At 69.6% G+C, this 15,313-nt stretch carries 15 protein-coding genes and 1 pseudogene; 7 read left to right on the top strand and 9 right to left on the bottom strand.

The window, feature by feature from the left end:
• Nucleotides 1-108: 108 nt before the first annotated feature.
• The 4 genes from DKL51_RS16525 to DKL51_RS16510 are packed head-to-tail and all read left to right on the top strand — an operon-like array spanning nucleotide 109 to nucleotide 4,912.
• Nucleotides 109-1,668, top strand: a complete 1,560-nt coding sequence (locus DKL51_RS16525; RefSeq protein WP_124812225.1) for an NCS1 family nucleobase:cation symporter-1 — start codon at nucleotides 109-111, stop codon at nucleotides 1,666-1,668.
• Nucleotides 1,665-2,507, top strand: a complete 843-nt coding sequence (locus tag DKL51_RS16520; RefSeq protein ID WP_124812224.1) for a nitrilase-related carbon-nitrogen hydrolase — start codon at nucleotides 1,665-1,667, stop codon at nucleotides 2,505-2,507. Before DKL51_RS16525 ends, DKL51_RS16520 begins: the two co-directional genes overlap by 4 nt.
• Entirely contained in the window at nucleotides 2,504-3,907 is a 1,404-nt protein-coding gene (gene hydA, locus DKL51_RS16515; protein ID WP_124812223.1) for a dihydropyrimidinase, read from the top strand. Before DKL51_RS16520 ends, hydA begins: the two co-directional genes overlap by 4 nt.
• Nucleotides 3,908-3,919: 12 nt before the next feature.
• Nucleotides 3,920-4,912, top strand: coding sequence for a TIGR03842 family LLM class F420-dependent oxidoreductase (locus tag DKL51_RS16510; protein WP_124812222.1), 993 nt, complete (start codon nucleotides 3,920-3,922; stop codon nucleotides 4,910-4,912).
• Nucleotides 4,913-5,047: 135 nt separating this feature from the next.
• On the opposite strand, the gene DKL51_RS16505 is transcribed toward DKL51_RS16510, so the two are convergent.
• Complete coding sequence (locus DKL51_RS16505) at nucleotides 5,048-5,443, bottom strand: nitroreductase family deazaflavin-dependent oxidoreductase (RefSeq protein ID WP_109944604.1); 396 nt, start codon at nucleotides 5,441-5,443, stop codon at nucleotides 5,048-5,050.
• A gap of 154 nt (nucleotides 5,444-5,597) precedes the next feature.
• Here DKL51_RS16505 and DKL51_RS16500 point away from each other — a divergent pair, with 154 nt between their 5' ends.
• Nucleotides 5,598-7,229: an amidohydrolase gene (locus DKL51_RS16500; protein ID WP_124812221.1), complete on the top strand. Its 1,632-nt coding sequence runs from the start codon at nucleotides 5,598-5,600 to the stop codon at nucleotides 7,227-7,229.
• Here DKL51_RS16500 and DKL51_RS34980 read toward each other — a convergent pair.
• Nucleotides 7,214-7,486, bottom strand: a pseudogene (locus DKL51_RS34980) (YceI family protein); the annotation flags it as partial. The gene DKL51_RS16500 and the pseudogene DKL51_RS34980 overlap by 16 nt on opposite strands.
• A gap of 83 nt (nucleotides 7,487-7,569) precedes the next feature.
• Here DKL51_RS34980 and DKL51_RS16490 point away from each other — a divergent pair.
• Complete coding sequence (locus tag DKL51_RS16490) at nucleotides 7,570-7,917, top strand: VOC family protein (RefSeq protein ID WP_109944556.1); 348 nt, start codon at nucleotides 7,570-7,572, stop codon at nucleotides 7,915-7,917.
• A gap of 188 nt (nucleotides 7,918-8,105) precedes the next feature.
• Here the strand turns inward: DKL51_RS16490 and DKL51_RS16485 are convergent, their stop codons facing one another.
• On the bottom strand, nucleotides 8,106-8,795 hold the full coding sequence (locus DKL51_RS16485; protein WP_124812220.1) for a DedA family protein: 690 nt from the start codon (nucleotides 8,793-8,795) through the stop codon (nucleotides 8,106-8,108).
• Nucleotides 8,796-9,053: 258 nt separating this feature from the next.
• Between DKL51_RS16485 and DKL51_RS16480 the strand changes: the two genes are divergently transcribed.
• Nucleotides 9,054-10,268 carry an MGDG synthase family glycosyltransferase gene (locus DKL51_RS16480; RefSeq protein ID WP_124812219.1) on the top strand — a complete coding sequence of 405 codons (1,215 nt, stop codon included), beginning with the start codon at nucleotides 9,054-9,056 and terminating at the stop codon, nucleotides 10,266-10,268.
• Nucleotides 10,269-10,620: 352 nt separating this feature from the next.
• Here DKL51_RS16480 and DKL51_RS16475 read toward each other — a convergent pair whose 3' ends face one another.
• From DKL51_RS16475 to DKL51_RS16450, 6 genes are all read right to left on the bottom strand, one after another.
• Entirely contained in the window at nucleotides 10,621-12,126 is a 1,506-nt protein-coding gene (locus tag DKL51_RS16475) for a tripartite tricarboxylate transporter permease (RefSeq protein WP_109944553.1), read from the bottom strand.
• A 3-nt stretch (nucleotides 12,127-12,129) separates the two neighbouring features.
• Nucleotides 12,130-12,705, bottom strand: coding sequence for a tripartite tricarboxylate transporter TctB family protein (locus DKL51_RS16470; protein WP_109944552.1), 576 nt, complete (start codon nucleotides 12,703-12,705; stop codon nucleotides 12,130-12,132).
• Nucleotides 12,702-13,685: a tripartite tricarboxylate transporter substrate binding protein gene (locus DKL51_RS16465; RefSeq protein WP_109944551.1), complete on the bottom strand. Its 984-nt coding sequence runs from the start codon at nucleotides 13,683-13,685 to the stop codon at nucleotides 12,702-12,704. Before DKL51_RS16465 ends, DKL51_RS16470 begins: the two co-directional genes overlap by 4 nt.
• A gap of 88 nt (nucleotides 13,686-13,773) precedes the next feature.
• Nucleotides 13,774-14,559: a triose-phosphate isomerase gene (locus DKL51_RS16460; protein ID WP_109944550.1), complete on the bottom strand. Its 786-nt coding sequence runs from the start codon at nucleotides 14,557-14,559 to the stop codon at nucleotides 13,774-13,776.
• A 2-nt stretch (nucleotides 14,560-14,561) separates the two neighbouring features.
• The gene (locus DKL51_RS16455; RefSeq protein WP_124812218.1) at nucleotides 14,562-15,017 is read right to left on the bottom strand and encodes a ribose-5-phosphate isomerase; all 456 of its coding nucleotides are present in this window, start codon (nucleotides 15,015-15,017) and stop codon (nucleotides 14,562-14,564) included.
• On the bottom strand, nucleotides 15,014-15,313 hold a 300-nt coding region (locus tag DKL51_RS16450; RefSeq protein ID WP_124812217.1), incomplete at its 5' end, for a DAK2 domain-containing protein. The genes DKL51_RS16450 and DKL51_RS16455, both read right to left, overlap by 4 nt.

Raw genomic sequence — 15,313 nt, 5'->3', positions numbered from 1 at the left:
GTGGTGGCACCCACGATTCCGAGAAGGAGATCGAGCTTATCCGCCCCACCCGCAGCACGCGCGCCGGTTGGCCGGCCACTGTTGCGGCAGCTAACAGCGAGGTGAGCGATGGCCGTTGAACCCCTCCCCCCCACCGAAACCACCGCGGTCGCGCCGGGCACCCAGATCACCCATCCGGACGGCCGAGTCGAGTTGCGAGACTTCTCCACGATCGCCGACAGCCGGTACTTCAACGAAGAGCTCGCCCCGGTGCCGATCGAGAAGCGCACCTGGAACACGTACAACTTCGCGGCGCTGTGGATCGGCATGGCGCACAACATCCCGACCTATCTGCTCGCCGCCGGCCTCATCCAGCTCGGCATGAACTGGGTGCAGGCGTTCCTCACGATCACGCTGGGCAATCTGCTCGTCCTGATCCCGATGCTGTTGAACAGCCACGCGGGCACGAAGTACGGCATCCCGTTCCCGGTCTTCGCCCGCGCGTTCTACGGAGTTCGCGGCGCCAACCTCGCGGCCCTGCTCCGCGCCTTCATCGCCTGCGGCTGGTTCGGCATCCAGACCTGGATCGGCGGCGAGGCGATCTACGCGATCGCCGGCAAGCTGCTGGGCTCCTGGTGGGTCGACGCGGCGCAGGTCATGGACCACCCGTGGACGCTGTGGGCGTCGTTCCTCCTCTTCTGGGTGATCGAGATGGCGATCATCTGGCGGGGCATGGATACCCTGCGGCGCTTCGAGAACTGGGCCGCGCCGTTCGTCATCGTGGTCGCCGTCGCCCTGCTGATCTGGGTGCTGGTCCAGGCGGGCGGGCTCGGCCCGATCCTGTCCGAGCCGTCGAAGCTGGGCTGGGGCGCCGACTTCTGGAAGCTGTTCGCGCCGTCACTGATGGGGATGATCGCCTTCTGGGCGACCCTCTCGCTGAACATCCCCGACTTCACCCGCTTCGGCGGCAGCCAGCGGCAGCAGGCGTACGGGCAGGTTCTGGGGCTGCCCACCACGATGTCGTTCTTCGCCATCCTGTCGATCCTGATCACCTCGGGTACGGCGATCATCTACGGCGAGGCCATCTGGGACCCCATCCAACTGGCCGCGAAGTTCGAGAACCCCCTGGTCGTCGCACTCGGCCTGTTCACGGTCGTGGTGGCCACGCTGTCGGTGAACGTCGCCGCGAACACGGTCAGCCCGGCGTACGACTTCTCCAACGCCGCGCCGCGACTGATCAGCTTCCGGACCGGCGGCCTGATAACCGGCGTGCTCGGCATCCTGATCCAGCCCTGGCGCCTGGTGCAGGACCCCAACATCTACATCTTCGTCTGGCTCGGCTTCTACGGCGGCCTGCTCGGCGCGGTCGCCGGCGTCCTCATCGCCGGATACTGGGTCCGCAACCGCACCCGGCTGCTGTTGCCCGCCCTCTACCGCCCCGAGGGCAGGTACTGGTTCTCCGGCGGCTGGAACTGGGCGGCGATCGTCGCCAGCCTCGTCGGCGCGGTCCTCGCGGTGGGTGGCGCCTACTCCGCACCCGGTAAGGGGCCGTTCCCGTCCGACGGGCTCATCCCGTTCCTCAAGCCGCTCTACGACTACAGCTGGGTGGTCGGGCTGATCGCCGGGTTCCTCGTCTACCTGGCGCTGTCGATGCCGGCCGCCAGCCACGCAAAGGGGGAAAACGTATGAGCAACATCGTCCGAGCCGGGCTGGTGCAGCAGAAGTGGACCGGCGACAAGGAGTCCATGATCGCGAACGCGGTCGACGCGATCCGCAGCGCCGCGTCGCAGGGCGCACAGGTCCTCTGCCTGCAGGAGTTGTTCTACGGCCCGTACTTCTGCCAAATCCAGGACGCGGACTACTACTCGTACACCGAGGCGATCCCGGACGGGCCGACGACGGCGCTGATGCGCGAGGTCGCCGAGCAGCACGGCGTGGTCCTGATCGTGCCGATGTACGAACAGGAGCAGCCGGGCGTCTACTACAACACCGCCGCGGTGATCGACGCCGACGGCACGTACCTCGGCAAGCACCGGAAAAACCACATTCCGCAGGTGAAGGGGTTCTGGGAGAAGTTCTACTTCCGGCCCGGAAACCTCGGTTACCCGGTCTTCGACACCGCCGTCGGCCGCATCGGCGTCTACATCTGCTACGAGCGGCACTTCCCCGAGGGCTGGCGCGCACTGGGGCTGGCCGGCGCGAAGATCGTGTTCAACCCCTCCGCGACGAGCCGCGGCCTGTCGGAGTACCTGTGGCGGCTGGAGCAGCCGGCCGCCGCGGTCGCCAACGAGTACTACATCGGCACGATCAACCGGGTCGGCGTGGAACCGTTGGGCGACAACGACTTCTACGGCCAGTCCTACTTCGTCGACCCGCGGGGGCAGTTGCTCGGCGACGCCGCGTCGGACACCGAGGAGGAGATCGTCGTCCGCGACCTGGACATGGACAAGCTGGCCGAGGTCCGCGACCTGTGGGCGTTCTACCGCGACCGCCGCCCCGACACGTACGAATCCCTGGTGACGCCGTGAGCATCGTCATCCGCAACGGAACGGTCGTCAACGCCACCGGCGCGTACCCGGCGGACGTGCTGGTGGAGGGCGAGCGGATCGCGGCGCTCGCCGCCCCCGACTCGGGTCTGGCCCAGCAGTGGGCGTCCGGCGCCGAGCGAGTGATCGACGCCGCCGGGAAGTACGTCGTGCCGGGCGGCATCGACGGCCACACCCACATGGAGATGCCGTTCGGCGGCACGTTCTCCGCGGACACGTTCGAGACCGGGACGATCGCGGCAGCCTGGGGCGGCACGACGACGATCATCGACTTCGCCGTCCAGGGCAAGGGAACCTCGCTGCTGTCCGCGCTGGACAAATGGCACAGCAAGGCCGACGGCAACTGCGCAATCGATTACGGGTTCCACATGATCGTGTCGGACGTCAACGACACGTCTCTGAAGGAGATGGAGTCCTGCATCGACGCGGGCGTCAACACGTTCAAGATGTTCATGGCCTATCCGGGTGTTTTCTACGCCACCGACGGGGAGATCCTGCGGGCGATGCAGAAGGCCCGGGACACCGGGTCGATGATCATGATGCACGCGGAGAACGGCATCGCCATCGACCAGCTCGTCCTCCAGGCACTCGCGAGCCAGCGCACCGACCCCGTGCAGCACGGCCTGACCCGGCCGCCCGAGCTGGAGGGCGAGGCCACCTCGCGGGCGATCACGCTGGCGAAGGTCACCGGCTCACCGCTGTACATCGTGCACCTGTCCGCCGCGCACGCCCTGGACGCGGTCACCCGGGCCCGTGACACCGGCCAGAACGTGTTCGCCGAGACCTGCCCGCAGTACCTGTTCCTGTCATTGGAGGATCTGGCCAGGCCCGACTTCGAGGGTGCGAAGTACGTGGCCTCTCCCCCGCTGCGCCCCAAGGAGCACCAGGCGGAACTGTGGCGGGGCCTGCGTACCAACGACCTGTCGGTGGTGTCGACCGACCACTGCCCGTTCTGCTTCAAGGACCAGAAGGAGCTGGGCCGGGGAGATTTCTCGAAGATCCCGAACGGGATGCCGGGCGTCGAGCACCGGATGGACCTGCTCTATCAGGGCGTCGTCAAGGGCGAGATCACCCTGCCGCGCTGGGTGGAGATCAGCTCGACCACGCCGGCCAGGATGTTCGGCCTCTACCCGCGTAAGGGCGTCATCGCCCCGGGCGCGGACGCCGACATCACGGTGTACGACCCGACGGCCCGGCAGACCATCTCCGCCAGCAGCCACCACATGAACGTGGACTATTCCGCGTACGAGGGCATGGAGCTGAACGGGAAGGTCTCCACCGTGCTGTCCCGTGGTCGGGTCGTGGTCGACGGCAACGCCTTCCACGGCGCGGCCGGGCACGGCAGGTTCCTGAAGCGCGACCTTTGTCAATACCTGGTCTGACAAGGAGGAGCCGTGGACTTCGGTGTCGTACTGCAGACCGACCCGCCCGCGCGCGACGTGGTGGCGGGCCTCACCGCCGCCGAGGACAACGGGTTCCGCTACGGATGGACGTTCGACTCCTGCGTGCTGTGGCAGGAGCCGTTCGTCATCTACTCGCAGGTCCTCGCCGCGACCAAGCACCTGATGGTGGGGCCGATGGTGACCAACCCGAGCACCCGCGACTGGTCGGTCACCGCGTCGCTCTTCGCCACGCTCAACGACATGTTCGGCAACCGCACGGTGTGCGGGATTGGCCGCGGCGACTCGGCCCGGCGGGTGATCGGCCAGCCGCCGGCGAGCCTGGCCACGCTGAAAGATGCCATGCACGTGATCAAGGAGCTGGCGGAGGGCCGCGAGGTCGAACACCACGGCACGCCGGTGCGCATCCCGTGGGTGCGGGACGGCAAGCTGGAGATCTGGATGGCCGCGTACGGCCCAAAGGCGCTGCGGCTGGTCGGCGAGCAGGCCGACGGCTTCATCCTGCAGACGGCCGATCCGGACATCGCCCGCTGGACGATCGGCTCGGTACGCGACGCGGCCAGCGCCGCAGGCCGAGACCCCGACTCGATCACGATCTGCGTGGCCGCGCCTGCCTACGTGGGCACGAACCTCGCGCACCAACGGAATCAGCTGCGCTGGTTCGGCGGCATGGTCGGCAACCACGTGGCCGACCTGGTCGCCCGCTACGGCGACTCCGGGATGGTGCCGAAGGCGCTCACCGACTACATCACGGGTCGCGAGGGCTACGACTATGCACACCACGGCCGCGCCGGCAACCGGTCCACGGACTTCGTCCCCGACGGGATCGTCGATCGGTTCTGCCTCGTCGGCCCCGAGTCGGCCCATGTCGACCGGCTGCAGGAGCTCAAGGAGATCGGGGTGGACAACTTCGCCCTCTACCTCATGCACGACGACAAGGAGAAGACCCTGACCGCGTACGGCAAGAACATCATCACGCAGGTCTGATCCGGACCACTCGACGTACGCCTTGTACGCTCCCTGAGGTGATCGGTGGAGCTCAGGCAAGCTGGCTGAGGCGGTCCACATGGCCGCCGGAGCGGTCTGGGAACGTTCCTTAAGGGGAATGTCCGACGCACGACACTAGTCGACGTGGCCTGCCTCGGACCCGGTACGGAGGTACAGGAAGTCCGTCACGCCGATCTTCCCGACGAGCTGGCGGACGACCGGCGGCATGTCCCGGCGGGTGGGGTCGTGCACGAGGCGGGGATCGGTAAGGGGCACCCGCCGGCCGCGGACCTCCAGCTCACAGCCGCCGGCCGCCAGCACGTTCCTCGCCCAGTCGGTGACTCCGTAGGTCAGCGCGGCGACGTAGCCGTCGGAGGTCCGGAAGATGTTGATCGGCGTCCGGTACTCGCGACCGGAGCGGCGGCCCCGGTGGATGACGACGCCGAAGCCCGGCAGCCACCCGGCCAGCGGACCGGTCACGCGGTTGGTGACGACCCGATTGAACCGCGCCAACCGTCTGGGTAACACCATGACCACATGGTGCCCCAAGCCCGACCGACGCGTCGGCCGACACACGGCGATCGCTGCATCGGGCTCACTTCCGGCCGGCGTTAGCCGCAGAACGATCTCCGCGTACCGTCGTGGCCGCACTCGTTGAGGAAGGTCGCGACCGAGAGGTGGACCGTTGACCGAGCACGCCGACCTCGTCATCACCGGCGCCGACGTCTACACCGTCGACGCCGCTCGCAGCTGGTCGGACGCGATCGCCGTACGCGGCGACCGGATCGTCGCGGTCGGCTCCGAGCCCGTGTCCGAGCTCATCGGCCCACGGACCCGGGTGATCGAGGCCGCCGGCGGCATGGTGCTGCCGGGGTTCCAGGACGCGCACATCCACGCACCCTTCGCCGGGCGCAACCGGCTCCGGGTCTGGCTCAACGACCTCGTGGGCCGGCCGGCGTACCTGGACCGGATCGCGCGCTACGCGGCCGACAACCCCGACCAGCCGTGGATCATCGGTGGCGGCTGGGCGATGGAGTCCTTCCCGGGCGGCACCCCGCGCAAGGAGGACCTGGACGCGATCGCGCCGGACCGCCCGGTCTTCCTGTTCAACCGGGACGTGCACGGAGCATGGGTCAACTCCAGGGCACTTGAGATCGCGGGCATCACCCGGGACACCCCGGACCCGGACGACGGCCGGATCGAGCGCGACCCGGACACCGGCGAGCCGACCGGCACGCTGCACGAGGGCGCGGCGTACAGCTTCAACGACCGGTACGTGCCGCTGCCAGGACGGGCCGAGTGGGAGGAGGCCATCCTCAACGCGCAGGAGTACCTGCACTCGTTGGGCATCACCGGATGGCAGGACGCCTGGGTGACGCCGGGAACCCTGGAGGCGTACCGGTCGCTCGCCGCGTCCGGGCGGCTCACGGCCCGGGTGGTCGGCGCGCTGTGGTGGGAGCGGCACCGCGGCCTGGACCAGATTCCCGAGTTCCTCACCCAGCGCGAGTCGGCGAGGGTCGGGAACTTCCACCCGACCACCGTCAAAATCATGACCGACGGGGTGCTGGAGAACTACACCGGAGCTCTGCTCGAGCCGTACTGCGACGGCTGCGGCGGCCACACCGACAACCGGGGCCTGACGTTCGTCGACGCCGAACTGCTCGCCGCCGCGGTGACCGAGCTGGACCGGCTCGACTTCCAGGTACACCTGCACGCGATCGGCGACCGCGCCGTCCGCAACGCCCTCGACGCCGTCGCCGCCGCCCGTACGGCGAATGGGCGTAGCGACAACCGGCACCACATCGCCCACCTGCAGCTCGTCCACCCCAAGGACGTGCCGCGCTTCCGCCAGTTGGGCGTGACCGCCAACTGCCAGGCCTACTGGGCGCAGATGGAGCCCCAGATGGAGGAGCTGACGCTGCCGTTCCTCGGCCAGGAACGGGCGGACCTGCAGTACCCCTTCGGTGACCTGCTGCGGTCCGGCGCCACCCTCGCCATGGGCAGCGACTGGGCGGTCACGACCGCGAACCCGCTCGAGCAGATCGAGGTCGCGGTGACCCGGATCGACCCGGAGAACCGCGGCAACGCACCGTTCCTCCCGGACCAGGCGCTGCCGCTGCCCGTCGCGCTTGCCGCGTTCACCGCCGGCTCGGCGTACGTCAACCATGACGCCGACGGCGGCACGATCGCGGTCGGCAAGCGGGCGGACCTGGCGGTGCTCGACCGCAACCTGTTCGCCGCCGGGGCGGGACTACCGGCCGACGCCCGCGTCACCCACACCATCGCCGGCGGCACCCTCGTCTACGAACGCCCCTGAGGGAGGCTCGTGGCCGGTCCGAGGCGGACCTCGATCTCCACCTCGACCTCGTCCCGCACCTTGAGCGCACCCAGGAAGGCCGAGTACGGCTTGATGCCGTACGCCGACTGGGTCACCACCGTCGTCGCGCGGTACCGGTCAGGCGCCACCGCGCGCACCTCGACGTCGATGGGGGCGGCGACCCCGTGCAGGGTGAGAGTTCCGCTGATGGTCGTGGAGTCGTGGCCGCTGACGACGCGGGTGGACGCGAAGGTGGCCGTCGGGTGGCGTGGCTGACCGACGGCAGGGCTCTTGCGCGGGCCGCCGCCCCAGCGCCGTAGCGCCTGGGTATCGTCATGCCGTGATCAATGGCGCACACGTGGTGATCTACAGCCGGGACGCCGAGGCGGACCGGGCCTTCTTCCGGGATGTGCTGGGTTATCCCCACGTCGACGCCGGCGGCGGATGGCTGATCTTCAAGCTGCCGCCGGCCGAGGTCGCCGTGCATCCCGCCGACTCCGCCTCGCACGAGCTGTTCCTGATGTGTGACGACGTCGCCACGACCGTCGCCGAGCTGACCGCCAAGGGCGTCGAGTTCACCCAGCCGGTCAGCGATGAGGGATGGGGACTGAGGACGGTGCTCCGCCTACCCGGCGGCGGGGAGCTGGGTCTGTACGAGCCGCGCCACGCCAAGGCGTACGAACTCTGACGGCCGACGCGGGGCCGGTGGGACCGACGGCGACAACGCCCGGAGGTACGACTACGGCCGTGAGCTCATCCACGCCGCGGCAGATGAACCGATCGCCGCGTCGGGGATGCCCGCAACGGCCGGCGAGTCGTGCGGCACGGCGGCTGCCACACGACGACGGGCCGCTCTTGCAGGGCGGACCGAGCCCCTCAGTGCCTGGCACGCCCCGGACGGCTGGGTGACCCGGCGGCGCCGCGGTCGCCGGCTGCGATGCAACCCACCGGCCGGGTGGTGCTCGTAGGTCTGGCGGCACTCAGGCGGCGGGCCAGCCCGGCGACGACGGCCACCATAGCGGCGACGGTGTAGGCGAGGGCGAGCCCCAGGGTGGGGTGGCCGTCGACGAGCGCGCCGCTGCCGTAGCCGAGCAGCGCCCCCCAGAGGGCCCAGATGGTGACCGCCAACGCGGTGAACCCCCGGAACCGGCTCAACGGATAACCGACCAGCCCGGCGGTGATCGCGGTCGCCGAGCGCCCACCCGGCAGGTAGCGGCCGAAGACAATCAGGGTGCGGCCGCGCCGCTGCATCACGCGATGTGCCAGCTCCGCCACGGCGCGGGTTCCCCGGCGCCGCTGCAGCCGGGCGGTCATCGCCGGCCCGAACCAGCGGCCCACGCCGTACGCCAGCCGATCTCCACCGTACGCACCGAGCGCCGCGGCGACCACGACGGCGACCAACGGCGGGCGTCCGCTGGCGGCTGACGCCACGGCGACCGCGATCAGGGTGCTCTCGCTCGGTGCCAGCGGGACGAGTGCATCCGCCGCTGCCAGAACCGCGACGACGAGCAGCACCCAGGGACTACCCGCGACCGTGGCCAACGTCGCGTCGACCGTGTCGAACACCTGGCCAGGCTCGGCCGGAAAAGCATCTCCCGTCGAACATCGGCCTGACGTCGTGGTGGCTACTGGGCGGCCAGTTCGTCGATGGGCTGGCCACCGGCGGGCATCACCTCAGGGTCGGGCTCCTCAGGTAACTCGCCACTGGCCGGCCAGATGCCTGAAGTTGGCCCGGCGACCACCCAGCCTTAAGCCGGTGGTAAGCGATCACCGCCTACTGTCCTGGCACCGCACACCCCCAGCGCGGCCGCAGAAGGAGAACTGGTGTCCAGCTACACCGCCCGGGAGGCCCCCGACCAAGTGTTGATCGTCACAGGCGGGGTCGGTGCCGGCCACGACGGGGCCGCGGCCGAGCTGCGCGCCCGACTGGAGCGGGCCGGCCTCCACGTGGAGGTACGCGACTTCCTCGACGCCGTGCCCCCGTTCTGCCGGCTGCTGCTGCGCAAGGGCTATACCGGCAGCGTCCGCTGGGCGCCGGCCCTGTTCGAGCGCGTCTTCCAGGACATCGAGCGCGGCACGTGGGTGCACGGGGTCGTGGAATGGATGTGCCGGGTCGCCCAGCGGCGGGTGGGCCGCTGGGCGGAAGGCTTCCCCGTCGTGGTGTCCACCTATCCACTCGCCAGCCAGACCCTCGGTGAACTGCGGAGAGGGGGGCGACTGCACGCCACGGTCGTCACGTACCTCACCGACCCGGCCGTTCACCGACTGTGGGTGCATCCTGACGTCGACCACCACGTGACGGTCACGGAGGCCACGGCGGCGATGGGTACGCGTGAGTTCGGCGTGCCGATGCGCGCCGTCGGCGGCCTGGTGTCCCCGACGTTCGAGCAGGAACAGACGGCGGCGCAACGGATCGCGACGCGGCGGGCGGTCGGCCTTCCGGTGGACGGGCGGGTGGCGCTGCTGGTGGCCGGCTCCGAGGGCATGGGCGACGTGGTTCCCACCGTCGACGCGATCGTGGCCTCCGGGGTCGCCGACGTGTTGGTCCTGTGCGGACGAAACGACCGGCTCCGCCGCCAGTTGTCCGGCCGGGACCGGGTCGTGGCGTTGGGCTGGCGGTCGGATGTGGCCGCGCTGATGGCGGCCTCGGATGTGCTGGTGCACAACGCGGGCGGGCTCTCGCTGACCGAGGCGCTGACCGCCGGCCTACCGGCCGTGACGTACCGACCGATCCCCGCGCACGGCCGTGCCAACGCCGCACTGCTCGCGCGCGCGGGGCTGGTGCCGTGGCCGCAGAACGGGGAGGAACTCTCGGCCGCCATTGTCACGCAGTGCGAGGCCGGCCGACAGGACCGACAGGTGGTGCTGCACCACCAGGACGCCGGCCAGCTGGTGCGCTCGCTGCTCAACCGGGTCGAAGCGGGATCGGTGCTGAGCTCCGGCGAACAGACATCGGAGCACCCGTCAGGTCGGACCTCGGTCACCGTCGGGGCCGGGCACTCTTCTCAGGCGTTCCCTGACACGGCAGCCGCCGTTTGAGACGCTGATGCCGGCTGCTCGCTTCCCGGCCTCGCACCTAGCTAGCGCCGTCACCAGGCCCGTGATTCCGCCCGGCTCATCCGTCGTGAGGTGTTGCCTTCGGGTGGAGATCTGCCTTTGCACGGGCGCGTTCGGCCTGGGTCTGGGCGATCCAGTCGGTGACCACCGCCGGGTCCGCCTCGGCGTCGCGGTAGCGGCTGGCTCAAACGCCTCGGCATGAGCGGCACGGCCAGAAGCTGCCGCACCCTCACCGCGATCGCCGGCATGATCACATCAGACAGCCAATGGCCCGCGGTCACGTTCCCCCGGCGTACGTCCCGGGATCGCTGCCTGGCGATCCCGGGACGGTACGTCAGACGCCGGCGGGCTCACGCTCCCTGTCTGGTGTGTTGCGCGGTAGCAACCTCACCAGCGACGGGCCGGCCGCGAGCAGGACGGCGAGGGCCAGCACGACGAGGGCGATGGGGTGTGAGAGGACGATCAGCAGGTCACCGTCACCGAGGGCGGAGGTCTGGGTGAGCGCCTTCTCGAAGAGGGGCCCGATGACCAGGCCGAGGACGAGGGGTGCCATCGGCAGGTCGTAGAGCTTCATGAAGTATCCGGCGACGCCCGCGACGAAGACGATCCAGACACTGAACATGTTGTTGTCGATCGAGTACGCCCCGACGAAGCTGGTGAACAAGATGATCGGGTAGAGGTACGCGTACGGGATCCGCAGCATCTGGGCGAAGATCGGGGCCATCGGCAGGTTGAGCACCAGGAGCATCACGTTGCCGATGAAGAAGGAGACCAGCAGCCCCCACACCAGCTTCGGCTGGCTCTGGAAGAGCAGCGGGCCGGGCTGCAGGCCGTAGATGGTGAACGCACCCAGCAGGACGGCCGTCGTACCGCCGCCGGGGATGCCGAGGGTGAGCGTCGGCACGAAGTTCGCGTTGGCCGCCGCGTTGTTGGCGCTCTCCGGCGAGGCCACACCTTCGATGGCTCCCTGACCGAGCTGGCTCCGGTTCCGGGAGACCCGCTTTTCGACGCCGTAGGCGATGAAGGAGGCGAGGGTTGAACCGGAGCCGGGCAGGCAGCCGAGGAGGAACCCCAGGACGCTGCCGCGCCCGATCGGGCCGATACTGCGCCGCAGTTCGCTGCGGGTGATGAGCAGTTCCCGGAAGCGGGTCCGGATCGGCGCGGCCGCGCCGACTCGGATCTGGTACATGACCTCGCCGACGGCAAACAGCCCGATCATGACTTCGACGAACGGCACCCCGCTGAGTAGGTTGACGTTGTCGAAGGTGAACCGTGCCGTTCCGGTTGCGGCGTCCATGCCGACGGTGGCCAGCAGCAGCCCGGCCGAGGCCATCGCGAGGCCGCGGATCCGGGACTCGCCGGAGAAGCTGACGATGGTCGCCAGGCCGAGGATCATGATCGACAGGTTCTCGACGGGGCCGAACTTCAGCGCGAAGTTCGCGAACGGCGGGGCGAGCACCATCAGCAGGATCAGGGAGAAGATGGCGGCCACGAAGGACCCGATGGCGGCGATGGACAGCGCCGCGCCGGCCCTCCCACGCCTTGCCATCTGGTAGCCGTCGAGGGTTGTCACGACGCTCGACGCCTCGCCGGGGGTGGAGAGGAGCACCGAGGTGATGGTCCCGCCGTACTGGGCCCCGTAGTAGATGCCGGCGAGCATGATGAGGGCGGTCACCGGCTCGAAGTCCAGGGTGAGCGGCAGGAGCACCGCCACGCCGGTGGTGGAGCCCAGCCCCGGCAGCAACCCGATCACGGTGCCCGCGAGGACGCCGACGAAGCACCAGAGCAGGTTCTGGGGCGTCAGCGCGGTCTGAAACCCGAGAATGAGGTTGTCGATCACCGCTCAGCCTTCCGTTCCGAGCCCGAGCAGCCCACCAGGCAGGGGGATCTCGAGGAACAGCCCGAACACGCCGTAGATCAGGCCGGTGGCGGCCGCCGCGATCACGGCTGATTTCAGCAGCGGCTGCCGTTCGATCCAGGTGGAGATCACGAATACCAGGGCACCGAACGCGGCGAGGAAACCCACCACCTGCACGAGCAGGATCGCACCGAGGGTCAGCCCGAAGACCTTCCAGAGGTTGTGGATCCGCTCCCGCCTGGTGCGCCCGCTGATGTCGACGTCGTCGTCCGTAGCGTCGTCCACCGGGTTGATGTCCTCGGCTAGGTGCGGCTCGACGCCGTCCGCAGGGCCGCCCGGAGGGTGGCTGCGCCTGCCGTGCACGCCTCGCAGGGCGAGCCAGCCGCAGAGGACCGCCGTCAGGCCGCCGGCGACGAGCGGCAGGAAGCCGGGACCGACGCGGCCGCCGTCGACGAACACGCCGTAGAAGGCGCCGGACACCGCGGCGGCGAGGCCGACCAGGGCGAGCATGGCGTACACGGTCGCCTCGCCGTTGCCGCGGATTCGGATCAGCGTGCTCACTTGCCCAGGGCCTTGCTGAGCATGTCGTTGTTCTCGTTCAGGTATGCGGTGAAGTCGTCACCGAACAGGGCGTTGGGCTGCAGGTAGTTGCTGGCGATGTACTGCTGCGCCTTGTCGGACTCGACGAACTTCTTACTCGCGTCGATCCAGAACGTCCTGGCGCCGTCGCTGATCCCGCCCGGAGCGATCAGGCCACGGAACTGGGCGTACGCGACGTCGACCCCCTGCTCCTTCGCCGTCGGGATGTCCTTCAGCTCGGGGTACTCGTACCGCTTCTCCGCGAACGCGCAGAGCGCCCTGAGCTTCCCGGCCTTGAGCTGCTCGACGACCTCACCGGGGTTGAGCGACGCGACCTGGATCTGGTTGCCCAGCAGCGCCGCGAGCAGTTCCTCGCCCGACTCGAACGGGACCCGGTCGAACTTCGCGCCGGTGGCCTGCTCGGTCAGCGTGAAGACCACGTTGTCCAGGCTGGTCGCACCGGAGACGCCCGCGACGACGCGCCCGGCCTTGCTGGCGTTCACGGCGTCCGCGCACGTCTTCCACGGCGAGCCGGTCGGTACGACGGCGAGGGTGAAGTCGTCACCGACCTTCATGATCGGGGTGAACTTGGTGTAGTCGAAGCCCACCTTGGTGTTGAGCGGCAGGGCCAGCAGCGCGGTCTCGCTGGGCAGCAGATAGTTGGGGTCACCGGTCTTGCTCAGGAAGTACGAGTAGCCGACGGCGCCCGAGCCGCCGTCGCGGTTCTCCGTGTTGATCTTCAGGCCGGGGACGGCTGCCTCCAGACCCGCCGCGATGGACCTGCCGGAGTTGTCGCTGCCGCCGCCCGCGCCGAACGGGACGACCATGGTGACGTTGCCCTTGGGCTTGAAGGTCGCCGCGTCGCCGCCGGCCGACGTCTGCCCGTTGGCGGTGCCGCAGGCTGTCAAGAGGAGGACCGACGCGGCCGCGACCGCGGTGAGCAGAACATTGTTGCGCTTCATGACGACCCTTTCGTTGGTGGTGGAGGTGGTGGTTGAGCCTGGTGTTCGTGGACGAATGGGGTGCCGCGGCGACGGTCCCAGCGCGGGGTCAGCGCGGAGCGGTTGCCGCCGCCACCTCACCGGCCTCCTGGGCCACGTCCGCCGCGATGCGTAGCAGGTGCAGGTATCCGTTGACGTCCCAGGCGCTGCGCCCGACGAACAACCCGGTGACGCCGGGGGTGTGCAGCAGGTCCCGCGCGTTCGCCGTGCTGACCGACCCCCCGTACAGCAGGGCGGTCAGCACGGCGCCGTACTCCGCGTCAAGGGCCTGGGTGACTTCTGCGATCTCGTCGATGGCGGGTTTCCGGCCCTTCTCTCCGATCGCCCAGACGGGTTCGTAGGCGAGCAGGACGCGGGATCCGCCGGGCATCCCGTCCAGGGCGGCGGCCACCTGCGAGAGCACGTGCTCACGCGCGCCTCCGGCCGCCCGCACCTCGGCGGGCTCGCCCACACAGACCAGCGCGGTCAGGCCGTGGCGAAGAACCGCCCGTACCTTCCAGTTGACGGTCCGGTCGGTCTCGCTGAAGTGCTCGCGCCGTTCCGAGTGCCCGATCTCGACGAGTGTCGCCCCCGCATCGGCGACCTGCGGCACGGACACCTCTCCGGTCCACGCGCCGGCGTCCTCCCAGTGGGCGTTCTGAGCGCCGACGACGATCGGGGAATCCGGCCCCAACGCGTCGCGGACCACGGAGATCGCGGTCGCCGGCGGAACGACGAACGGCTGCACACCGGGCCATCCGCCGGCTGCCGCCGCGATCCGGAGCCGACTGGCGAACGCGATGGCCTCGGCCTGCGTCTTGGTCATCTTCCAGCTGGTGCCGATCCACAGGACCACGGTCAGTCACCCTCGTACGAGCAGATGGCCGCAACCTTGGCCGCGGAGGCGGAGGCGGGGTCGAAGGAGTAGGTGAGCCACTCCCGGGCGAGGCGGCGGGCCAATTCGAGCCCGATGACGCGTTGGCCGAAGGTGAGTACCTGAGCATTGTTGGACAGGATCGCTCGTTCGACCGAGAACGAATCGTGCGCCGTGACGGCCCGGACTCCGGGCACCTTGTTCGCGGCGATGGCCACACCCAGTCCGGTGCCACACACGAGCAGGGCGCGGTCGGCTGCTCCCTCGGCGATCAGCCGCGCGGCGGCCACCGCTACGTGCGGATAGGCGGTGTCCTCGCCCGAGGCGACGCCCACGTCGACGACCTCGCGCACCCGAGGGTGGTGGGCCAGGTCGGCCTTGAGTGCCTCCTTGTAGCTGAAGCCGGCGCTATCGGCGCCGACGACGATCCGAAGAGTCATGACTGCTCCCGAGACTGGTCGGTGGGGAAGTGAATGCCAAGAGCGCTGACGATCAGGGCGAAGGACACCGCCCCCGCGTCGGGCGTGCCGATGCTGCGGTCCCCGTGGGTGCGCGCGCGGCCCAGACGCGCGGGGATGCCGGCGGTGGCCTCGGCCGCCTCCGTCGCCGCCTCCGCAGCGGCCGACCACGCGGCGGCGAAGGGTGTTCCCGCTGCGGTCCGGGCTTCGAGCACCTGCACGAACGGTATGGCGGCGTCGACCAGTGTCTTGTCGCCGGGCTTGGCGCCGCCATACCG

Source organism: Micromonospora globispora, from assembly GCF_003857015.1.
Lineage (GTDB): Bacteria > Actinomycetota > Actinomycetes > Mycobacteriales > Micromonosporaceae > Micromonospora > Micromonospora globispora.
The sequence above is the reverse complement of the archived record's forward strand: the minus strand, read 5'-3'. Positions and strand labels throughout refer to the sequence as shown.